This window comes from Mycobacterium sp. 1245111.1 (assembly GCF_001673405.1).
Lineage (GTDB): Bacteria > Actinomycetota > Actinomycetes > Mycobacteriales > Mycobacteriaceae > Mycobacterium.
In genome coordinates, this window is record NZ_LZLV01000149.1 from 1 (window position 1) to 15,137 (window position 15,137).

Here is a 15,137-nt window from a genome sequence, read left to right on the forward strand (position 1 = left end):
CCGAATCAACATGCCGCAGGCGGCCGAGCAGATCCTGGCCGACACCCACGTACAGCTGATCTCGATGGCCCGGCCCCTGCTGGCCGACCCGGAGTGGGTGCTCAAGGCGCAAGCCGCCCGCGACGACGAGATCAATACCTGCATCGCGTGCAATCAGGCCTGCCTGGATCACGCCTTCGTGCACAAGCCGGTGTCGTGTCTGCTCAACCCGCGCGCCGGCCGGGAGACGCAACTGGTGTTGTCCCCCACCCGGCGCACGCGGTCGATCGCGGTCGTCGGGGCCGGGCCGGCGGGGCTGGCGGCCGCGGTCAACGCCGCCGGCCGCGGCCATCAGGTGACGCTGTTCGAGGCCCACGACTTCATCGGCGGCCAGTTCGACATGGCTCGCCGCATACCCGGCAAAGAGGAATTCAACGAAACCATCCGGTATTTCACGGCGATGCTGCGGACCAACGGCGTGGCGGTGCGGCTCGGCACACGGGCGTCGGCCGCCGACCTTGTCGGCTTCGACCACGTCGTGCTGGCCACCGGTGTCGCGCCGCGGATTCCCGACATCCCGGGCATCGACCATCCGATGGTGCTGACCTACGCCCAGGCCATCACCGGCGCGAAGCCGCTGGGCAAGCGCGTCGCGGTGATCGGCGCCGGCGGAATCGGTTTCGATGTCAGCGAGTTCCTGGTCACCGACTCCTCGCCGACGCTGAACCTCAAAGAGTGGAAGTCCGAGTGGGGCGCCGGCGACCCGTGGGAGGCGCCGGGTGCGCTGATCCCCCCGATCCCCGCACCCCCGGCGCGCAAGGTGTATCTGCTGCAACGTTCGAGCGGGGCGCAGGGCAAACGACTCGGCAAGACCAGCGGATGGGTGCACCGGGCTGCCCTGAAAGCCAAAGGTGTGCAACAGCTTTCCGGCGTCAACTACGAGCGGGTGAGCGACGCCGGTCTGCACATCAGCTTCGGCTCCAAGCGGGAGCGCCCGCAGTTGCTCGAAGTCGACAACATCGTCGTTTGTGCCGGTCAGGAACCGGTGCGCGACCTCGAAGACGAGCTGCGCCGCAGGGGGATCGATCCGCATGTGATCGGCGGCGCGTCGGTCGCCGCGGAGCTGGACGCCAAGCGCGCGATCAGGCAGGGCACCGAACTGGCGGCCCAGCTCTAGTAACCGGACAGCAGCGTCCGCGCCCGTCCCAGTTCTTCGGGGCCCGCGCCACTGACAATGCGCGACGGGTCGGCCGGGCGGCGGCCCCACAGCAGCAAAACCCTTGCGGCGGAATCGGTTTCCAATGTCGGCGGGCCGTCGATATCGGCCAGCTCGATCGTGGTGCTGTCGGCGTCCGCCCGCACCACCACATCGTCGACGCCCTCGACCCGCAACCGCGCCTCGATGCGCTCGCCGGGCCGCAACTGCTGGGCACCCTGGAGTTTGTGGGCGCCCTTGACCAGCAGCGGCTTACCCACCGCCCAGACGCTGTGCGCGGTCATCCAGGGCTGCGCCAACTGCGCCTGCGCCGCGGCGCTGTCACCGGTGATGTCCCAGGTGTGTAGCACCAACTCCTCGCGCATGTGCTCGGCGAACCACGGCACCTTCATCGTGCGGCCGGTCCAGGCCACGTCGGTGTCGGCCGGCACGGCGTCGGCAGCCTCGGCAACTTCGTTGAGGTGGGCCATGTTTCGGTGCAACGCTGCCCACAGGTCGGCGTCGTTCATCGCGCGCAGCGGCGCCTCGCGTTCTTCGAATCGCCGTGTCGCCACCGGCTCACCCGCGAGATGACCGCCCAGCACGCGGGCCAACTCCTCGGCGTTGCCGGCCTGGTGGATCACGATGTCGCGCACCGTCCACGCCTCACACCAGGTGCCGGTGTCCGGGCCACGCTGCTGCACCGCGTCGAGGAACGGCCGCCACTCGGGGAATCGGTCGTCGTCTATCTCCTGCGCCATGGCACCGGGTATACCCGTGGCCTCTGACAGCTACTCGGATCGACTGGTCGTCGCGTCCGGCAGCAAAGCGGTACTCACGCCGAGGGCCAAGAAGAAGAGGATGAACAGCGCGCCGCCGACAAGCATGTTCATCGGCCCGCCGGGCGAGATGAACGAGCCGGGGCCGCCGATGATCGTCACCGTCTCGACGAATTGCTCGACCGCGAAGACCGCGGCGAGGACGCCGAGCCAGGGCGGGAACACACCAGCCTTGGCAGCAAGTGCTATCGGAACGGCGACGATCACGTCGGCCACGGTCAGGATCGGACCGAACATCAACGCGACGTCTGCCACGGTGCGGGCCACCGTGGGATCGAGGGCATGAGCGTGCAGGGCCAGGCCGCTGACGAACCACAGCTCGCCACTGAACTCCGCAATGATCAGCGCGGAGCCGATGGTGAACGCGTATCCGGCCGGCCCCTGTAGCCGTGTGCGGGCATGGACGAGGACGACGACCAGCGCCAGGAAGCCCAGTGTCAGCAAAAGAGCTTGCAGCCGTACGGCACTGGAGTGCTCACGAAAATAGGCAACGACCGCACTGGCCGGCTGGTCGATGCCCGGCAGCGGTGGAACCATCAGCAGGGCAATGATGAACAGCGCAGCGAACACCACCCCTGCGACAAGCGGAATCCGACGATTCATTCGACCTAGTGTGCGCCCGGAGTTGCGACACCGGTGTCGGTTTCGCTGAGCGAAATTCTCCAGCGCTACGCCGCCAGCGAGCTGTAGTCGGTGGTGCGCTGGCGGGCCGGACGGCCGATGCCCTCGGCGATCGCGGTCAGCTCGGCGACGGTCTTGGACGACCCGAACTCGGAGCCGGCCATCCGCGAGATGGTCTCCTCCATCAACGTGCCACCGAGGTCGTTGGCGCCACCGTTGAGCATCACCTGGGTGCGCTCGACACCGAGCTTGACCCAGCTGGTCTGGATCTGAGAGATGCGTCCGTGCAACATGATTCGCGCCAACGCGTGCACAGCCCGGTTGTCGCGGTGGGTGGGGCCCGGTCGCGCCGCGCCGGCCAGATACAGCGGCGAGTTCTGGTGTACGAACGGCAGCGGCACGAACTCGGTGAACCCGCCGGTGCGGTCCTGGATGTCGCGCAGCACGTTGAGGTGCCCGACCCAGTGCCGCGGGTCGTCGACGTGGCCGTACATCATCGTCGACGACGACCGCAGGCCCACCTCGTGCGCGGTGGTCACCACCTCGATCCACATCGAGGTGGGCAGCTTGCCCTTGGTGAGCACCCAGCGGATCTCGTCGTCCAGGATTTCCGCCGCGGTGCCCGGAATCGAGTCCAGGCCCGCCTCGCGCAGGCTGGTCAACCATTCACGAATACTCAAGCCGCTCTTGGTCACTCCGTTGGCGACCTCCATCGGGGAGAACGCGTGCACGTGCATCGACGGCACTCGCGCCTTGACCGCGCGGACCAGGTCGGCGTAGCCGGTGACCGGCAATTCGGGGTCGATGCCGCCCTGCATGCAGACCTCGGTAGCGCCGGCCACGTGGGCCTCCCAAGCGCGCTGGGCGACCTCGTCCGCGGACAATGAGAACGCGTCGGCGTCATCCTTGCGCTGAGCGAACGCGCAGAACCGGCAGCCGGTGTAGCAGATGTTGGTGAAGTTGATGTTGCGGTTCACCACGAACGTGACGTCTTCGCCGACCACGTCACGGCGCAGCGAATCAGCCAGTGCGGCAACGGCATCCAGCGCGGGTCCGTCGGCGGTCGCCAGCGCCAGGTATTCGGCGTCGGTGCACGACGCCGGGTCGCGCTCGGCGGAGCGCAGGGCGGCCAGCACGTCGGTGTTGATGCGTTCGGGTGCCCGGGCGGCCAGGTCGTGCACCTTGGCCCGGATCGACTCCCAGTCGCCGAAGGCGCTGTCCAGGTCGCTTCGGGTCTCGGTCCGGCGGCCTTCGGTGTCGATCGCGGCATTCAAGTCGACCCGGCCGGACGACACGGCGATGTCGTCGGGTTCCTGCCATGGCATCCCCACCGGGTTGACGTCGCGGGCCAGCCCGGTGTCCGGATCGGCCAACGCCGTCACGTGCCCGCGCACCCGCGGGTCGATCCACGCCGCGCCGGCCTGAACGTACTTGGGCTGCGCGGTCAACCGCTCCACCAAGTCGTAGCCCGCCGCGGCGGTTACCTCGGCCAGCGTGTCGAGCGCCGGCCACGGCCGCTCGGGGTTGACGTGGTCGGGGGTCAGCGGCGATACACCACCCCAGTCGTCGACGCCGGCGGCGATCAGTGCCAGGCACTCCTGCTCGGACACCAGGTTCGGCGGCGCCTGAATGCGCATCGCCGGGCCCAGGACCAGCCGCGCCACCGCGATGGTGGCCAGGAAGTCGTCGATTCCGGCGTCGGGCGTCGACGCCATCGCGGTGTGCTCCTTGGCCCGGAAGTTCTGCACGATCACTTCCTGCACGTGACCGAACTCCTTGTGCGACTTGCGAATTGCATGCAGTGTCTCGGCGCGCTCGGTCAACGTCTCTCCGATGCCGACCAGCAGGCCGGTGGTGAACGGAATGGATAGCCGGCCCGCGTCGGTCAGCGTGCGCAGCCGCACCTCGGGGTCTTTGTCCGGACTACCGTAATGCGCAAGGCCTTTCGTCTCGAACAGCCGCCGCGACGTCGTCTCCAACATCATGCCCATCGACGGCGCCACCGGCTTGAGCCTCGACAGCTCCGACCAGCTCATCACACCGGGATTGAGGTGTGGCAGCAGCCCGGTCTCCTCGAGCACGCGGATCGCCATCGCCCGCAGATATGACAGCGTGGAGTCATAACCGCGCGCCTCCAGCCACTCGCGCGCTTCCGGCCACCGGTCCTCCGGCCGGTCACCGAGGGTGAACAGTGCTTCCTTGCAACCGAGTTCAGCTCCGCGACGGGCGATATCGAGGATCTCGTCGGGTTCCAGATACATGCCCGCACCCTGGGCCCGCAACTTGCCGGGCGCTGTGACGAACGTGCAGTAGTGGCAGGAGTCCCGGCACAGATGGGTCACCGGGATGAACACCTTGCGGGAGTAGCTGACCGGCAGCCGTCCGGTAGCGCCCCGTCGGCCGGCCGACTCCAGCCCGGCGTCGCGAACCCGCGCCGCGCTGTGACACAGATCCGCCAGATCCTCGCCCCGCGCGGCCAACGCAATCGCCGCCTCGTCGACGTTCAGCGCCACCCCGTCGCGGGCCCGCCGCAACACCCGGCGCATCGCAGGATCGCCAGCCCTGCGATGTCGCTGAGGGACCGACGGGCTGGGCAGCAGGGTCGGCTCTTCACCCGGAGTCAACGGCACGTTGGTGTAACTTCCGGCCATCCACATTTCATCCGTACGTCCATCCGCACGTCCCAACTATCCGCGACCCGACGCGTGCCATGAGCGACAACAGTAGCCTCCAGCCGAGGACTTGGTGGCCCCTGCCCTCAGGGGGCGTGCCGGCGTCGCAACAGCACCCAAAAGGGCACCAACGTACCCGCTACCAGCAGCAGGAACGGGCTGTATTGGGTGATTCCTCGCCCTGCGAAGACGACGTCCCCGCCCGGACCCGGCCGGGCCATCACGAAAACGGTCAACAGCCAGGTCCACACCGGGAGTGCCGCCACGGCATTGTGGCTCGTCCAGTGGGTGGCAGCCCAGACCAGGGCAGCGTTGACCAGGCCACTGGCCAGCGCGCTGATCGGGAATGGGACCGAGCCCACGTAGGACGGCAAAAAGAGGGCGCCACCGATTGCCGACAACACACCGTCGACAGCCAACAGCGCCAGGATCGCGACCCGAAGGATGGTCAGGTGGGGACGCTGTCCAACTGCGAGACGATGGACATGATCGTCCACTGGAAGTTGTCCAGTCGGTCCTGCCAGTGCTGCTGGTTGTAGTCCAGATCCGGATCCATTCCGGCAGCCTACCGCGAGACGCGCTCGCCGAGGTCGACTCCGGCCAGCAGGTCGGTCTCCCAGCCGCGCTCGTCGCGGTCACCGGCGACGCCGGCGGCCAGGACGTAGTGCTCCTGCGCCACGATCGGCAGCGCAATGTTGTTCGACAGCGCCATGGCTCGGCCGGTGGGTCCCACGGTCAGCTGGGTGTCGTGCGCCCGCAGCGCCGCGATCTTCGCCGGCAAGGCATCCGGATCGTCGATGACGGCGTCGATCTCGTCGTCGGGGTAGCCGAGCCCGGCGAAGTCGCCGTCCGGCGGCGGGACGATCCACTCGTCGCGTAGATCGCCGGGGCCGAGCGCTTCCCACCCCGCGATGAAGGCGCTGCGGGAGATCACCGTCCAGTAGAACTTCGGGACCGACCACGGCTCGCCCGGATAGTCGTCGGCGGTCGCGGCTGCGGTGACCGCGGCGGTGGTGACGACGTGGGTCTGGATGTGGTCGGGATGCCCGTAGCCACCATTGGGGTCGTAGGTCACCACGACGTGCGGCCGCATCTCGCGAATGATCGCGACGAGCGCGCCGACGGCTTCGCGCTGATCGGCGTCGCTGAACCGTTGCCGGTCGCGGGCTTGCGAGCCGACCATCCCGGAGTCCCGCCAGCGACCGGGGCCGCCGAGGTAGACCGGGCCGTCGACGCCCAGCGCGTGCAGCGCCGCGGTCAACTCCGCGATGCGGTAGCCGCCGAGTTGGTCGGCATGGTCGACGGCCAGCTGCGCCCACTGCTCGCCGATGACCTCGCCCTCCTCGCCGAGCGTGCAGGTGACCACTCGGACCTGCGCCCCGCGCGCGACATAGTGGGCGATGGTGGCGCCGTTGGTGATGCTCTCGTCGTCGGGATGGGCGTGCACGAACAACAGCCGCGGAGTCTCCTGCATGGAACGCACCCTACTAGCGCGGTGCGCGGCAAAGGATTTCGCGGCCTAAACCCCTGAGCTGCAAAGATAATCGGCCGGATTGGCAAAGCCCTGTTCTTCGGAAATGCACGTTGCTGGCTACTATCAACGGATGGGACAGCAGACGGCGACAGTCCGCACCCGCCGCCGGGGCAAACAACTCGAGGATGCCCTCTATGACGCGACCCTGGCCGAACTGGCCGCCGTCGGCTACGGCGGGCTGACGATGGAAGGCATCGCCGCGCGGGCGCGAACGGGCAAGGCCGCGTTGTATCGACGGTGGTCCTGCAAGCACGACCTGGTTCAGGCGGCGCTACTGTACGCGCTGCCCCCGTTGCCCGAGCCGCGTCCGGACCGATCGGCTCGGGAGAATCTGCTGGCCGCGCTGAGCGCCCACTGCGACCTGGTCGCGGGCAAGACCGCCTTCCCCGGACTGGAGATCATGCAGCAGTTGCTCCACGAGCCCGAGTTGCGGGCGATCTTCGCCGACGCCGTCGTCGCGCCGCGATTGGGGATCACCGAATCGATCCTGCAGGCGGGTGCCGACAACGACGAGATCGACGCGTCCACCCTGACGCCGTACACCGCACGGGTCGGCACCGCTTTGGTCAACCAGCAGATGCTGCTGACCGGCGCTCCGCCCAACAAGCGTCAACTCGCGCAGATCGTCGACACGGTGCTTCCGCATTTGAGTTGACGCACCTGCAATACCGTTGTCGCGCAATGGCTTAGACCGGTCATCACCGGGAGATATGGCCAGGGACGGGCCGCCCCCTGGCCGGTCCGCCCCTGGCATGTCGGTAGTGGAAGCGGGACTCTCGTCGGCGGGGGTCTCGCGTAGCTGGCGCACCCCCGGGTTGCTGGCTCAACCGGTAGGTCGGACATTACCTGGGGGCAACCTGAGGGGCCGCGGTTTACTAACTTTTGTCCAACAGAGACCGAATCGTTACCTGACCTGCGCGATGCGCGCCTACTGCGCGGTCTTCATCCATTGTCCGGCGTCGCCGACGATGCCGACCGGGACCGCGCCGGAGAGGCTGACATTCTGCACGCTCGGCCCCGCTCCGACGATCGTGGTGTCCTGCAGAATCGGCAACACCGTGGCCATGTCCCACAGCCGGGGTTCGACTGAGTTGATCACGTCGTTGATGTCCTTGGTGCCGCCCAGCGCCGCGTCGATGTCGGCCTGAATGCTGTGGTCACAGATGCCGGTCAGGTTCGACGGCGCCTGCACCAGCGCGCCGGGTTCCTGCGTCTTGGCCGGGGCCGTCGACGTGGCGGCGGTCGGCGTAGTCGCGGGGGTCTGCTTGGCCGTCGGACCCGACGCCGGCGCCGCGGCCGTCGATACCGCCGTCGCCTCCAACGCCGGGCAGCTGTAGCGAGACGCCAACAGCGTCGCCAGGTTTCCGCCGGCCTGACTCCACCCCACCAACGCGTCCACCCGGTTGTTCAGCAGCGCATCGCGATACAGGGCAACCGGGTCGAGCGCGAGCACGGTCGCGTCGATACCGACGTTGCGCAACTGGTCGGCCGCGGTGTTGGCGACGGCCACCGAGGTCGGATCGTTGGCCGCGACCCCGAGGACCAGCGACAGGTCCTTGCCGTCCTTGGTGACGTGGCCGCGGGGACTCTCCGGGGTGGAGGTGTCGTTGTCGATCTGGTAGCCCGCTGCCTCCAGCAGCCCCAACGCCGCGGTCCGGGTCATCGCGGGCGGCGCGGTCGGCACGTAGCCCGGATCGCTGGGCGAGCGGATCTGCGCCTGGTCCAGGCTCACCGTGTTGTCGCTGCCCGCGCCCACCGCGGCGAGTAGGTCCACGTCGAGCAGGCCCAGGATCGCTTTGCGGACTTGGCTTTCGGCAAGTTTCGGTTGTCCCGCCCGCAACGTCAACTGCATGACACGCGGCGTCATGATGCGGGCGGTCCGCACGGCCGGGATGGCCGACAGCTGCGCGAAAGCCGCTGAGCCGCCGTGTACTTGGGCCACCTGGGTGTCGCCATTGCGCACCGAGTCGGCCAGCGCCGCGGGTGCCCCGGCGCGACGGAAGAGCACCAGATCGGGCTTGGCCGGTGGGCCCCAGTATCGGTCGTTGCGGGCGAGCAGGATTTCGTCGCGCTGCGGGTCGATGGACTCCACCCGGAACTGCCCGCCGGTGACCGGCAAGGCGCGGGCCAGCCCCGCAGGGAAGCCGCCGGGAACGTCTTTGACGATGTGCGCCGGCAGGATGTTGGCGAACAATTCGCGCCAGGCCGGATAGGGCCGCGCGAAAGTGACCACCGCCTGCTTGCCGCCGTCGATCGACTGCACGCCGGTGATCAGGTCGTAGCCGGCCGGGTCGACCACGCCGGGCTGGCTGACCATCTGTCGCCACAGATACCAGAAGTCGTCCGCGGCGATCGGGGCGTTATCGGTCCACTGCGCTTCGGGCCGGATCTTGTAGGTCACCGTGAACGGTTCTTCGCTCGTCACCTCGGCGGAATCGAGCAGCGTGGGGTCCATCTCCCAACGCGATCCCGTCGGGGTGCTCGGATCGACCACCGGACGAAACGCACTGGGCAGGACCAGCGCGCTGACCGCGGCGTTGACGGCGGACAGATCCGACAACAGGTGTGGGTTGAACCCGGCGCCGATCGAGTCGATGCCCATGATGATCTGCGTCTTGCGCTGCGGCGGCGGGGCCGTGCTGCGCTTGGTCTCGGTGCTCTGCGGCGCCGGCGGCGGGCTGACCGTGCAGCCGGCGAACATCAGCAGGGAAACCAGCAACCCGGCGGTCGCATACACGCGGCGAGCTGGTTTCGGCACGCCCAACAGGGTATCGGTGCCCGTCTGGGTGGCGCCGCGCATCCGCGTCGTCAGCCGCGCGCCTTGGCCCGCGCCTTCGCCCGCGCGCGCATGGTGGCGTCGAGCTCCACCTTGCGTACCCGGACCACCTCGGGCGTCACCTCCACGCATTCGTCCTCGGCGCAGAACTCCATCGCCTGCTCGAGGCCGAGCTCCAGCGGCCGGGCCAGCGTCTCCATCACGTCGGCCGTCGACGAGCGCATGTTCGTCAGCTTCTTCTCGCGCGTCACGTTGACGTCGAGATCCTCTGCGCGCGGGTTGATTCCGACGACCTGGCCCTCGTAGGTGTCCTCGCCCGGCTCGACGAAGAACTGCCCCCGGTCGGCGAGCTGGATCATCGCGAACGGAGTGATCGTCCCGCTGCGGTCCGACACCAGTGAGCCGGTGTGGCGCGCCTTGATCTCACCCGCCCACGGCCGGTAGCCGTCGAAGACGGCGTTGGCGATCCCGGTGCCGCGGGTCAGCGTGAGGAAGTCGGTGCGGAACCCGATCAGGCCGCGGCTGGGCACGATGAAGTCCATCCGCACCCACCCGGCGGCGTGGTTGGTCATCTCCTCCATGCGGCCCTTGCGGGCCGCCATCAGCTGAGTGATCGCGCCGACGAATTCCTCGGGACAGTCGATGGTCATCGCTTCGAACGGCTCGTGCAGCTTGCCGTCGACGGTCTGGGTGACCACCTGCGGCTTGCCGACCGTCAGCTCGAAACCCTCGCGGCGCATCTGCTCGACGAGCACGGCCAGCGCCAGCTCGCCACGGCCTTGGACCTCCCAGGCGTCCGGGCGGTCGATGTCGACGACCTTGATCGACACGTTGCCGACGAGTTCGGAATCCAAGCGGGACTTGACCATTCGCGCGGTGAGCTTGTGGCCCGAGACCTTGCCGGCCAACGGCGAGGTGTTGGTGCCGATGGTCACCGAGATCGCCGGCTCGTCGACCGTGATGCGCGGCAGAGCGTGGGCGTGGTCGACGTCGGCGAGCGTGTCGCCGATCATGATCTCCGGAATGCCCGCGACGGCGACGATGTCACCGGCGATGGCCTCTTCGGTCGGCGAGCGCTCGACCCCCTCGGTGACCAGTAGCTCGGTGATCTTGGCGTTCGTGATCACGGGGTGCCCGTCCACTTCGCGCATCCAGGCGACCTGCTGGCCCTTCTTGATGCGGCCCTTGTAGATCCGGATCAGCGCGAGTCGACCGAGGAACGCCGAGGCGTCGAGGTTGGTGACCAGGGCCTGCAGCGGCGCTTCGGGGTCGCCCTGCGGCGGCGGAATGTGTTGCAGCAGAACGTCGAACAGCGGGTCGAGGTTGTCGCCGTCGGGATTCTCGCCGTTGGCTGGTTGGGTGGTGCTGGCGATGCCGGCCCGTCCGGAGGCGTAGAGCGTCGGCAGGTCGAGCGCCTTCTCGGCGGCGGCCTGGGCTTCCTCGTCGAGGTCGGAGGCGACGTCGAGGAGTAGGTCGTGGCTTTCCTCGACGACCTCCGCGATGCGGGCGTCGGGCCGGTCGGTCTTGTTGACGACGAGGATCACCGGTAGATGCGCGGCCAGCGCTTTGCGCAGCACGAAGCGGGTCTGCGGCAGCGGGCCCTCGGAGGCGTCGACCAGCAACAGCACGCCGTCGACCATCGACAGGCCGCGCTCGACCTCGCCGCCGAAGTCGGCGTGGCCCGGGGTGTCGATGACGTTGATGACGGTCATAGAGCCGTCCGCGTGCTGGCGGTGCACGGCGGTGTTCTTGGCCAGGATCGTGATGCCCTTTTCCTTCTCCAGGTCACCGGAGTCCATTAGGCGCTCGATGGCGTCGTCGCCGCGATGGGTCAACGCGCCGGATTGCCGCAACATGGCATCGACCAAGGTCGTCTTGCCGTGATCGACATGCGCGACGATGGCTACGTTCCGGAAATCCACGTCGGTGATTGTTTCAGTGCAGGTCGTGTATTGCGAAACTGAGGCGCTGCGGCGTGGGCCCCGTCACAGCAGCCGACGCAGCGCCGGCAGGAAGCCGCGGTCGGCGGGCACCCAGTCGACGGCGTCGAGTTCCGCCCGGGAGATCCAGCGCAGCGCCGCGTGGTCGTGCGGCGTGGGCTCGCCGCGGATCAGCGTGGCCGCATACGCCCGCAGCGTCGTGGTCGGAGTTAGTTGCACGTCGCCGAGATGCTCGCCGATGGCGACGTCGACGCCGAGCTCCTCGGCGAGTTCCCGGGCCAGCGCCTCGGGGTCGGCCTCCCCCGCGGCGACCTTGCCGCCAGGTAACTCCCAGCGACCGGCGAGCTCGGGCGGTCGGGTGCGTTGCGCGATCAGCACCTTCGACTCGGCGACGATCGCGCCGGCGACCACGATCAGGTTGACCATCGCGGCTGACGGTATACGGTCGAAGTATGGCTGTGTTACCGGATGAACAAGTAGACGCCGCACTGCCTGACCTCAACGGGTGGGAACGCAAAGACGGCGCCCTGCGCCGGTCGGTGAAGTTTCCGGAGTTCCTCGCCGGCATCGACGCGGTTCGCCGGGTCGGCGAGCACGCCGAAGCCAAGGATCATCACCCAGACATCGATATCCGTTGGCGGACAGTGACTTTCGCTCTCGTGACGCATTCCGAGGGCGGCATCACCGACAAGGACGTGGCAATGGCGCACGACATCGACTCGATTATCGGGTCATAGCTCGCGTCGTCTGCTGGCGGCGACCCACGCCAGCGTCGCCAACGTCGTCACGATGTAGATCAGCCCGCCCCACGCCTGGTACCAGGGACGGCCGCTCTGCCAGATGCTCGGCTGCGCGAAACTCAGCAGCCAGGGCACGCCGACGACGAGCAGCACCAACCAGATCCAACCGAGAATCCGCGCGCCGCGACGGTCCGACAGCGGGCCGTGAAACAGCCAGATCATCAACGGCACCAACCACACCCAGTGATGAGTCCAGGAAATCGGCGAAAGCAGTAGTCCGAACAACTCGACCACCAAAAGTCGGCCCAGTCGATCATTGATCGCCCGCCAGGCGAGCACGGAAAGTATTGCGGTAACGGCGATTCCGATCAGCACCGCGGGGTTGTAGCCGGAGTCGTGGCCGTTGATCCGGCAGATCGCCCCACGCCACGACTGGTTGAAGATCGTGCAAATCGGCCCAACCCGGTCGGTTTTGAAGATCAAATCGGTGAAGTAGTAACGAGTTTGATCGCCGACGACCCACACCGACAGCGCGATCGTCGCGAGGAACACGACCCCGGAAAACACCGCCGTGCCCCACCGGCGCACGCCGACGAAATACAGGCCGCCGATTGCAGGAGTGAGCTTAACTCCGGCCGCCGTCCCCAATAAGAAGCCGGAGAGCCACCATCGAGCGCTGAACACCGCGCCCAAAGTGGCCAGCGCCAGCACGACGTTGATCTGCCCGTAGTCGAACGTGCTGCGCATCGGTTCAAGCCAGATCGCGATCCCCGTCCAGAGCATCGCCAACCGGTGGCCCTCGCCGGCGGCGACACCCAGCAGTCGCTGGCTGAGCCGAACCACGCCGTAGAGCGCGGCCATCGTCCCGATCGTCCAGCAGAACGCGACAAGGCCGAACGGCAGGAAGTGCAGCGGATAGAACACGACCGCGGCGAACGGCGGATAGGTGAAGGGCAGTGGGAAATCCGGCGTCTGGTCGGCGTAGACGTAGCGATAGAGGCTGCCGGGGTGGTCGATCATCGCCGACCCGCCGACGTAGACGTGCAAGTCGACGAAATTGGCCCCGTTGGGTGCCAGATAGGTCCAGGCCAGGCGCGCTAACACGCTCACGGCCAGGAGCACCGGCCCGATCGTGTCTACAGAGATCGCGCGCCGGCGGGTGGTGATTGCCGCCGGAGCGGCCGAGGTGGTGTCTATCTGCACGACTCTATCGCCGGCCCCGACGGTCACCGGCGTCACTCGGTTCCGTAACGGTCGCATAAATGCCACACGTGTCACTTGAGTCACTCTGGCATCTGACGGATCGTCTGCGGCGAGGACCTGTCATCGAGTTTCAGGGAGAATCATGTCAACTGTTCGGACCTTCGTACGCGCCACCGCCGTCGTGGCGGGCTCGTCGGCAGCGTTGCTCTTCGGCGGCGTGATGGGCACAGCCCACGCCGACCCGGCGCCGGTGCCCGCCCCCGACATCAGCCAGCAGCTGGTCGGTACCGCGGCTCAGGCGCCGCAGCTGCTGCAGAACGTCGCGGGCGCGCTCGGCGGCCAGCCGGCCACGCCGCCGCCGCTGGCCAGCGCTGCGATCAAGATGCCGCAGACGCCCGCTGCCGCCACCCCCGGCGCATCTCTGCTCCCGGGCTTGGCCTCGCCGGCCCCGGCCGCGAGTTCCACACCGGGACTTGGCATTCCGGGCCTGACCTCGCCGGCTCCGGCCGCGACGTCGACGCCGGGACTCAGCCTTCCGGGTCTGACCGCACCGGCCGCGCCCGCGCCGGCGGCGAATCCCGCGGGGATGCTGCCCCAGGCTCAGCTGAACCTGCCGCAGATCCCGGGGATGCCGTTCCCGCTGCCGCAGCAAGTGTCGCTGCCGGGTGACCTGACCTCGCTGTTCACCGGCGGATCACCGCTCAGCAGCGGGCTGGCATCGGCCGCCGGCATTCCGGCCGCCGCGGCACCGGCGGCGACCCTGCCGCTGACCGCGGCACCGTTGGCGACCGCACCGGTCCTGCCCGCGGCGGCCGGCGCGTCGCTGTTCCCGGTTTCCGCCCTGCCCTGATGCGCGACCGGCCGGCTAGCGCTCCCCGCGCTAGCCGGCCACCACCAACTTCGACGACTGGGAGGACACCATGAACATCGCACGGAACCTGATCTACGCCTTTACCGCCACGGCCATCGCCTCAAGCGCCGCCCTGGCGATGTCCCCCAACGCCGGACCCGCCACCGACAGCACGGGAGCCATCACCGTGCCGCCGTCGCCGCCGCAGTTGTTGCTGATCGACGGATACATGAAGTCCTGGGTGGGCGGCGCGTCCGGGCTGAACCCCGGAGCCGCAGCCTGGGGCCCGGCGGCCTCAGGCGCCGGCGCGGGAGCTGCGGCCGGAGCGGGTGTCGCGGCCACCGGAACGGCGTTCGCCGGGACGGGCGCGGGCGCGGCGGCGGGCGCAGGCCCTGCCGCGTGGACCGGGTCGATCCCGATCGGCAGGTGTGCCTGGGCGCCCGGTTCCACACCGGGCGGGACGACGTGCGCGGTCGAGGCCGCGTCCGGCGCCTGGACGAACTGGTTCACCGACGCCGCAACGTTTTTCGATTCCTCGGGTGCCGAGGGGTTCTTGCTGAACGCCTGCGCGGCGGCCATCAGCAACTGGGTCGCCTGCTCGGGGTTGCCGGCGGCCTGCTGGATGATCGGGCTCAACTCGGTCAGAGCCGGCAGCGCGGGCAGACCGGGCAGCTGCTGGGCGGGGATCGGCGCGGGCGGCGCGGGGTCGGCTCCGGCGTTGGGGGACATCGCCAGGGCGGCGCTTGAGGCGATGGCCGTGGCGGTAAAGGCGTAGATCAGGTTCCGTG

At 68.4% G+C, this 15,137-nt stretch carries 13 protein-coding genes and 1 pseudogene; 4 read left to right on the plus strand and 10 right to left on the minus strand.

Translation table 11 applies throughout. The features are described from left to right. Window positions 1–1,156 (plus strand): FAD/NAD(P)-binding oxidoreductase (locus tag A5658_RS24730; RefSeq protein ID WP_156751638.1); only part of this gene is annotated, 1,156 nt, incomplete at its 5' end. Here the strand turns inward: A5658_RS24730 and A5658_RS24735 are convergent. From A5658_RS24735 to mshB, 5 genes are all read right to left on the minus strand, one after another. Further along, entirely contained in the window at window positions 1,153–1,935 is a 783-nt protein-coding gene (locus A5658_RS24735; protein WP_067341650.1) for a maleylpyruvate isomerase N-terminal domain-containing protein, read from the minus strand. The genes A5658_RS24730 and A5658_RS24735 overlap by 4 nt on opposite strands. Before the next feature lie 30 nt (window positions 1,936–1,965). Further along, window positions 1,966–2,616: a hypothetical protein gene (locus A5658_RS24740; RefSeq protein WP_067341653.1), complete on the minus strand. Its 651-nt coding sequence runs from the start codon at window positions 2,614–2,616 to the stop codon at window positions 1,966–1,968. 65 nt (window positions 2,617–2,681) lie between these two features. After that, window positions 2,682–5,285: a bifunctional FO biosynthesis protein CofGH gene (locus A5658_RS24745; protein ID WP_067341682.1), complete on the minus strand. Its 2,604-nt coding sequence runs from the start codon at window positions 5,283–5,285 to the stop codon at window positions 2,682–2,684. A gap of 107 nt (window positions 5,286–5,392) precedes the next feature. Further along, entirely contained in the window at window positions 5,393–5,803 is a 411-nt protein-coding gene (locus A5658_RS24750) for a hypothetical protein (RefSeq protein WP_067341655.1), read from the minus strand. Window positions 5,804–5,871: 68 nt separating this feature from the next. Further along, window positions 5,872–6,780 carry an N-acetyl-1-D-myo-inositol-2-amino-2-deoxy-alpha-D-glucopyranoside deacetylase gene (mshB, locus tag A5658_RS24755; protein WP_067341658.1) on the minus strand — a complete coding sequence of 303 codons (909 nt, stop codon included), beginning with the start codon at window positions 6,778–6,780 and terminating at the stop codon, window positions 5,872–5,874. Window positions 6,781–6,910: 130 nt separating this feature from the next. Here mshB and A5658_RS24760 point away from each other — a divergent pair, with 130 nt between their 5' ends. Then, a complete protein-coding gene (locus A5658_RS24760; RefSeq protein WP_067341685.1) occupies window positions 6,911–7,495 on the plus strand; it encodes a TetR/AcrR family transcriptional regulator in 585 nt (194 codons plus the stop codon). Window positions 7,496–7,768: 273 nt separating this feature from the next. Here the strand turns inward: A5658_RS24760 and A5658_RS24765 are convergent, their stop codons facing one another. From A5658_RS24765 to A5658_RS24775, 3 genes are all read right to left on the minus strand, one after another. Next, a complete protein-coding gene (locus tag A5658_RS24765) occupies window positions 7,769–9,604 on the minus strand; it encodes an ABC transporter family substrate-binding protein (protein ID WP_156751640.1) in 1,836 nt (611 codons plus the stop codon). A gap of 44 nt (window positions 9,605–9,648) precedes the next feature. Continuing rightward, the gene (typA, locus tag A5658_RS24770) at window positions 9,649–11,538 is read right to left on the minus strand and encodes a translational GTPase TypA (RefSeq protein ID WP_067341664.1); all 1,890 of its coding nucleotides are present in this window, start codon (window positions 11,536–11,538) and stop codon (window positions 9,649–9,651) included. 63 nt (window positions 11,539–11,601) lie between these two features. Further along, window positions 11,602–11,982, minus strand: coding sequence for a (deoxy)nucleoside triphosphate pyrophosphohydrolase (locus tag A5658_RS24775; RefSeq protein ID WP_067341667.1), 381 nt, complete (start codon window positions 11,980–11,982; stop codon window positions 11,602–11,604). Window positions 11,983–12,008: 26 nt separating this feature from the next. Between A5658_RS24775 and A5658_RS24780 the strand changes: the two genes are divergently transcribed. Beyond that, entirely contained in the window at window positions 12,009–12,293 is a 285-nt protein-coding gene (locus A5658_RS24780) for a 4a-hydroxytetrahydrobiopterin dehydratase (RefSeq protein ID WP_067341670.1), read from the plus strand. On the opposite strand, the gene A5658_RS24785 is transcribed toward A5658_RS24780, so the two are convergent. Then, complete coding sequence (locus A5658_RS24785; protein WP_067341674.1) at window positions 12,288–13,556, minus strand: mannosyltransferase; 1,269 nt, start codon at window positions 13,554–13,556, stop codon at window positions 12,288–12,290. The genes A5658_RS24780 and A5658_RS24785 overlap by 6 nt on opposite strands. 85 nt (window positions 13,557–13,641) lie before the next feature. Between A5658_RS24785 and A5658_RS24790 the strand changes: the two genes are divergently transcribed. Further along, window positions 13,642–14,349 (plus strand): hypothetical protein, encoded by a 708-nt coding sequence (locus A5658_RS24790; protein ID WP_067341677.1) that lies wholly within the window; start codon window positions 13,642–13,644, stop codon window positions 14,347–14,349. A 150-nt stretch (window positions 14,350–14,499) separates the two neighbouring features. Here A5658_RS24790 and A5658_RS28565 read toward each other — a convergent pair. Then, window positions 14,500–15,129: pseudogene (locus tag A5658_RS28565) on the minus strand (hypothetical protein); the annotation flags it as partial. Window positions 15,130–15,137 lie beyond the last annotated feature (8 nt).

Excerpts from the sequence above, each read along its gene's own strand:
- A5658_RS24740 (WP_067341653.1), bottom strand. The coding sequence starts at position 2,616 with ATGAATCGTCGGATTCCGCTTGTCGCAGGGGTGGTGTTCGCTGCGCTG.
- A5658_RS24760 (WP_067341685.1), top strand. The coding sequence starts at position 6,911 with ATGGGACAGCAGACGGCGACAGTCCGCACCCGCCGCCGGGGCAAACAA.
- A5658_RS24775 (WP_067341667.1), bottom strand. The coding sequence starts at position 11,982 with ATGGTCAACCTGATCGTGGTCGCCGGCGCGATCGTCGCCGAGTCGAAG.
- A5658_RS24790 (WP_067341677.1), top strand. The coding sequence starts at position 13,642 with ATGTCAACTGTTCGGACCTTCGTACGCGCCACCGCCGTCGTGGCGGGC.
- A5658_RS24735 (WP_067341650.1), bottom strand. The coding sequence starts at position 1,935 with ATGGCGCAGGAGATAGACGACGACCGATTCCCCGAGTGGCGGCCGTTC.
- A5658_RS24780 (WP_067341670.1), top strand. The coding sequence starts at position 12,009 with ATGGCTGTGTTACCGGATGAACAAGTAGACGCCGCACTGCCTGACCTC.
- A5658_RS24785 (WP_067341674.1), bottom strand. The coding sequence starts at position 13,556 with ATGCGACCGTTACGGAACCGAGTGACGCCGGTGACCGTCGGGGCCGGC.
- mshB (WP_067341658.1), bottom strand. The coding sequence starts at position 6,780 with ATGCAGGAGACTCCGCGGCTGTTGTTCGTGCACGCCCATCCCGACGAC.
- A5658_RS24745 (WP_067341682.1), bottom strand. The coding sequence starts at position 5,285 with ATGGCCGGAAGTTACACCAACGTGCCGTTGACTCCGGGTGAAGAGCCG.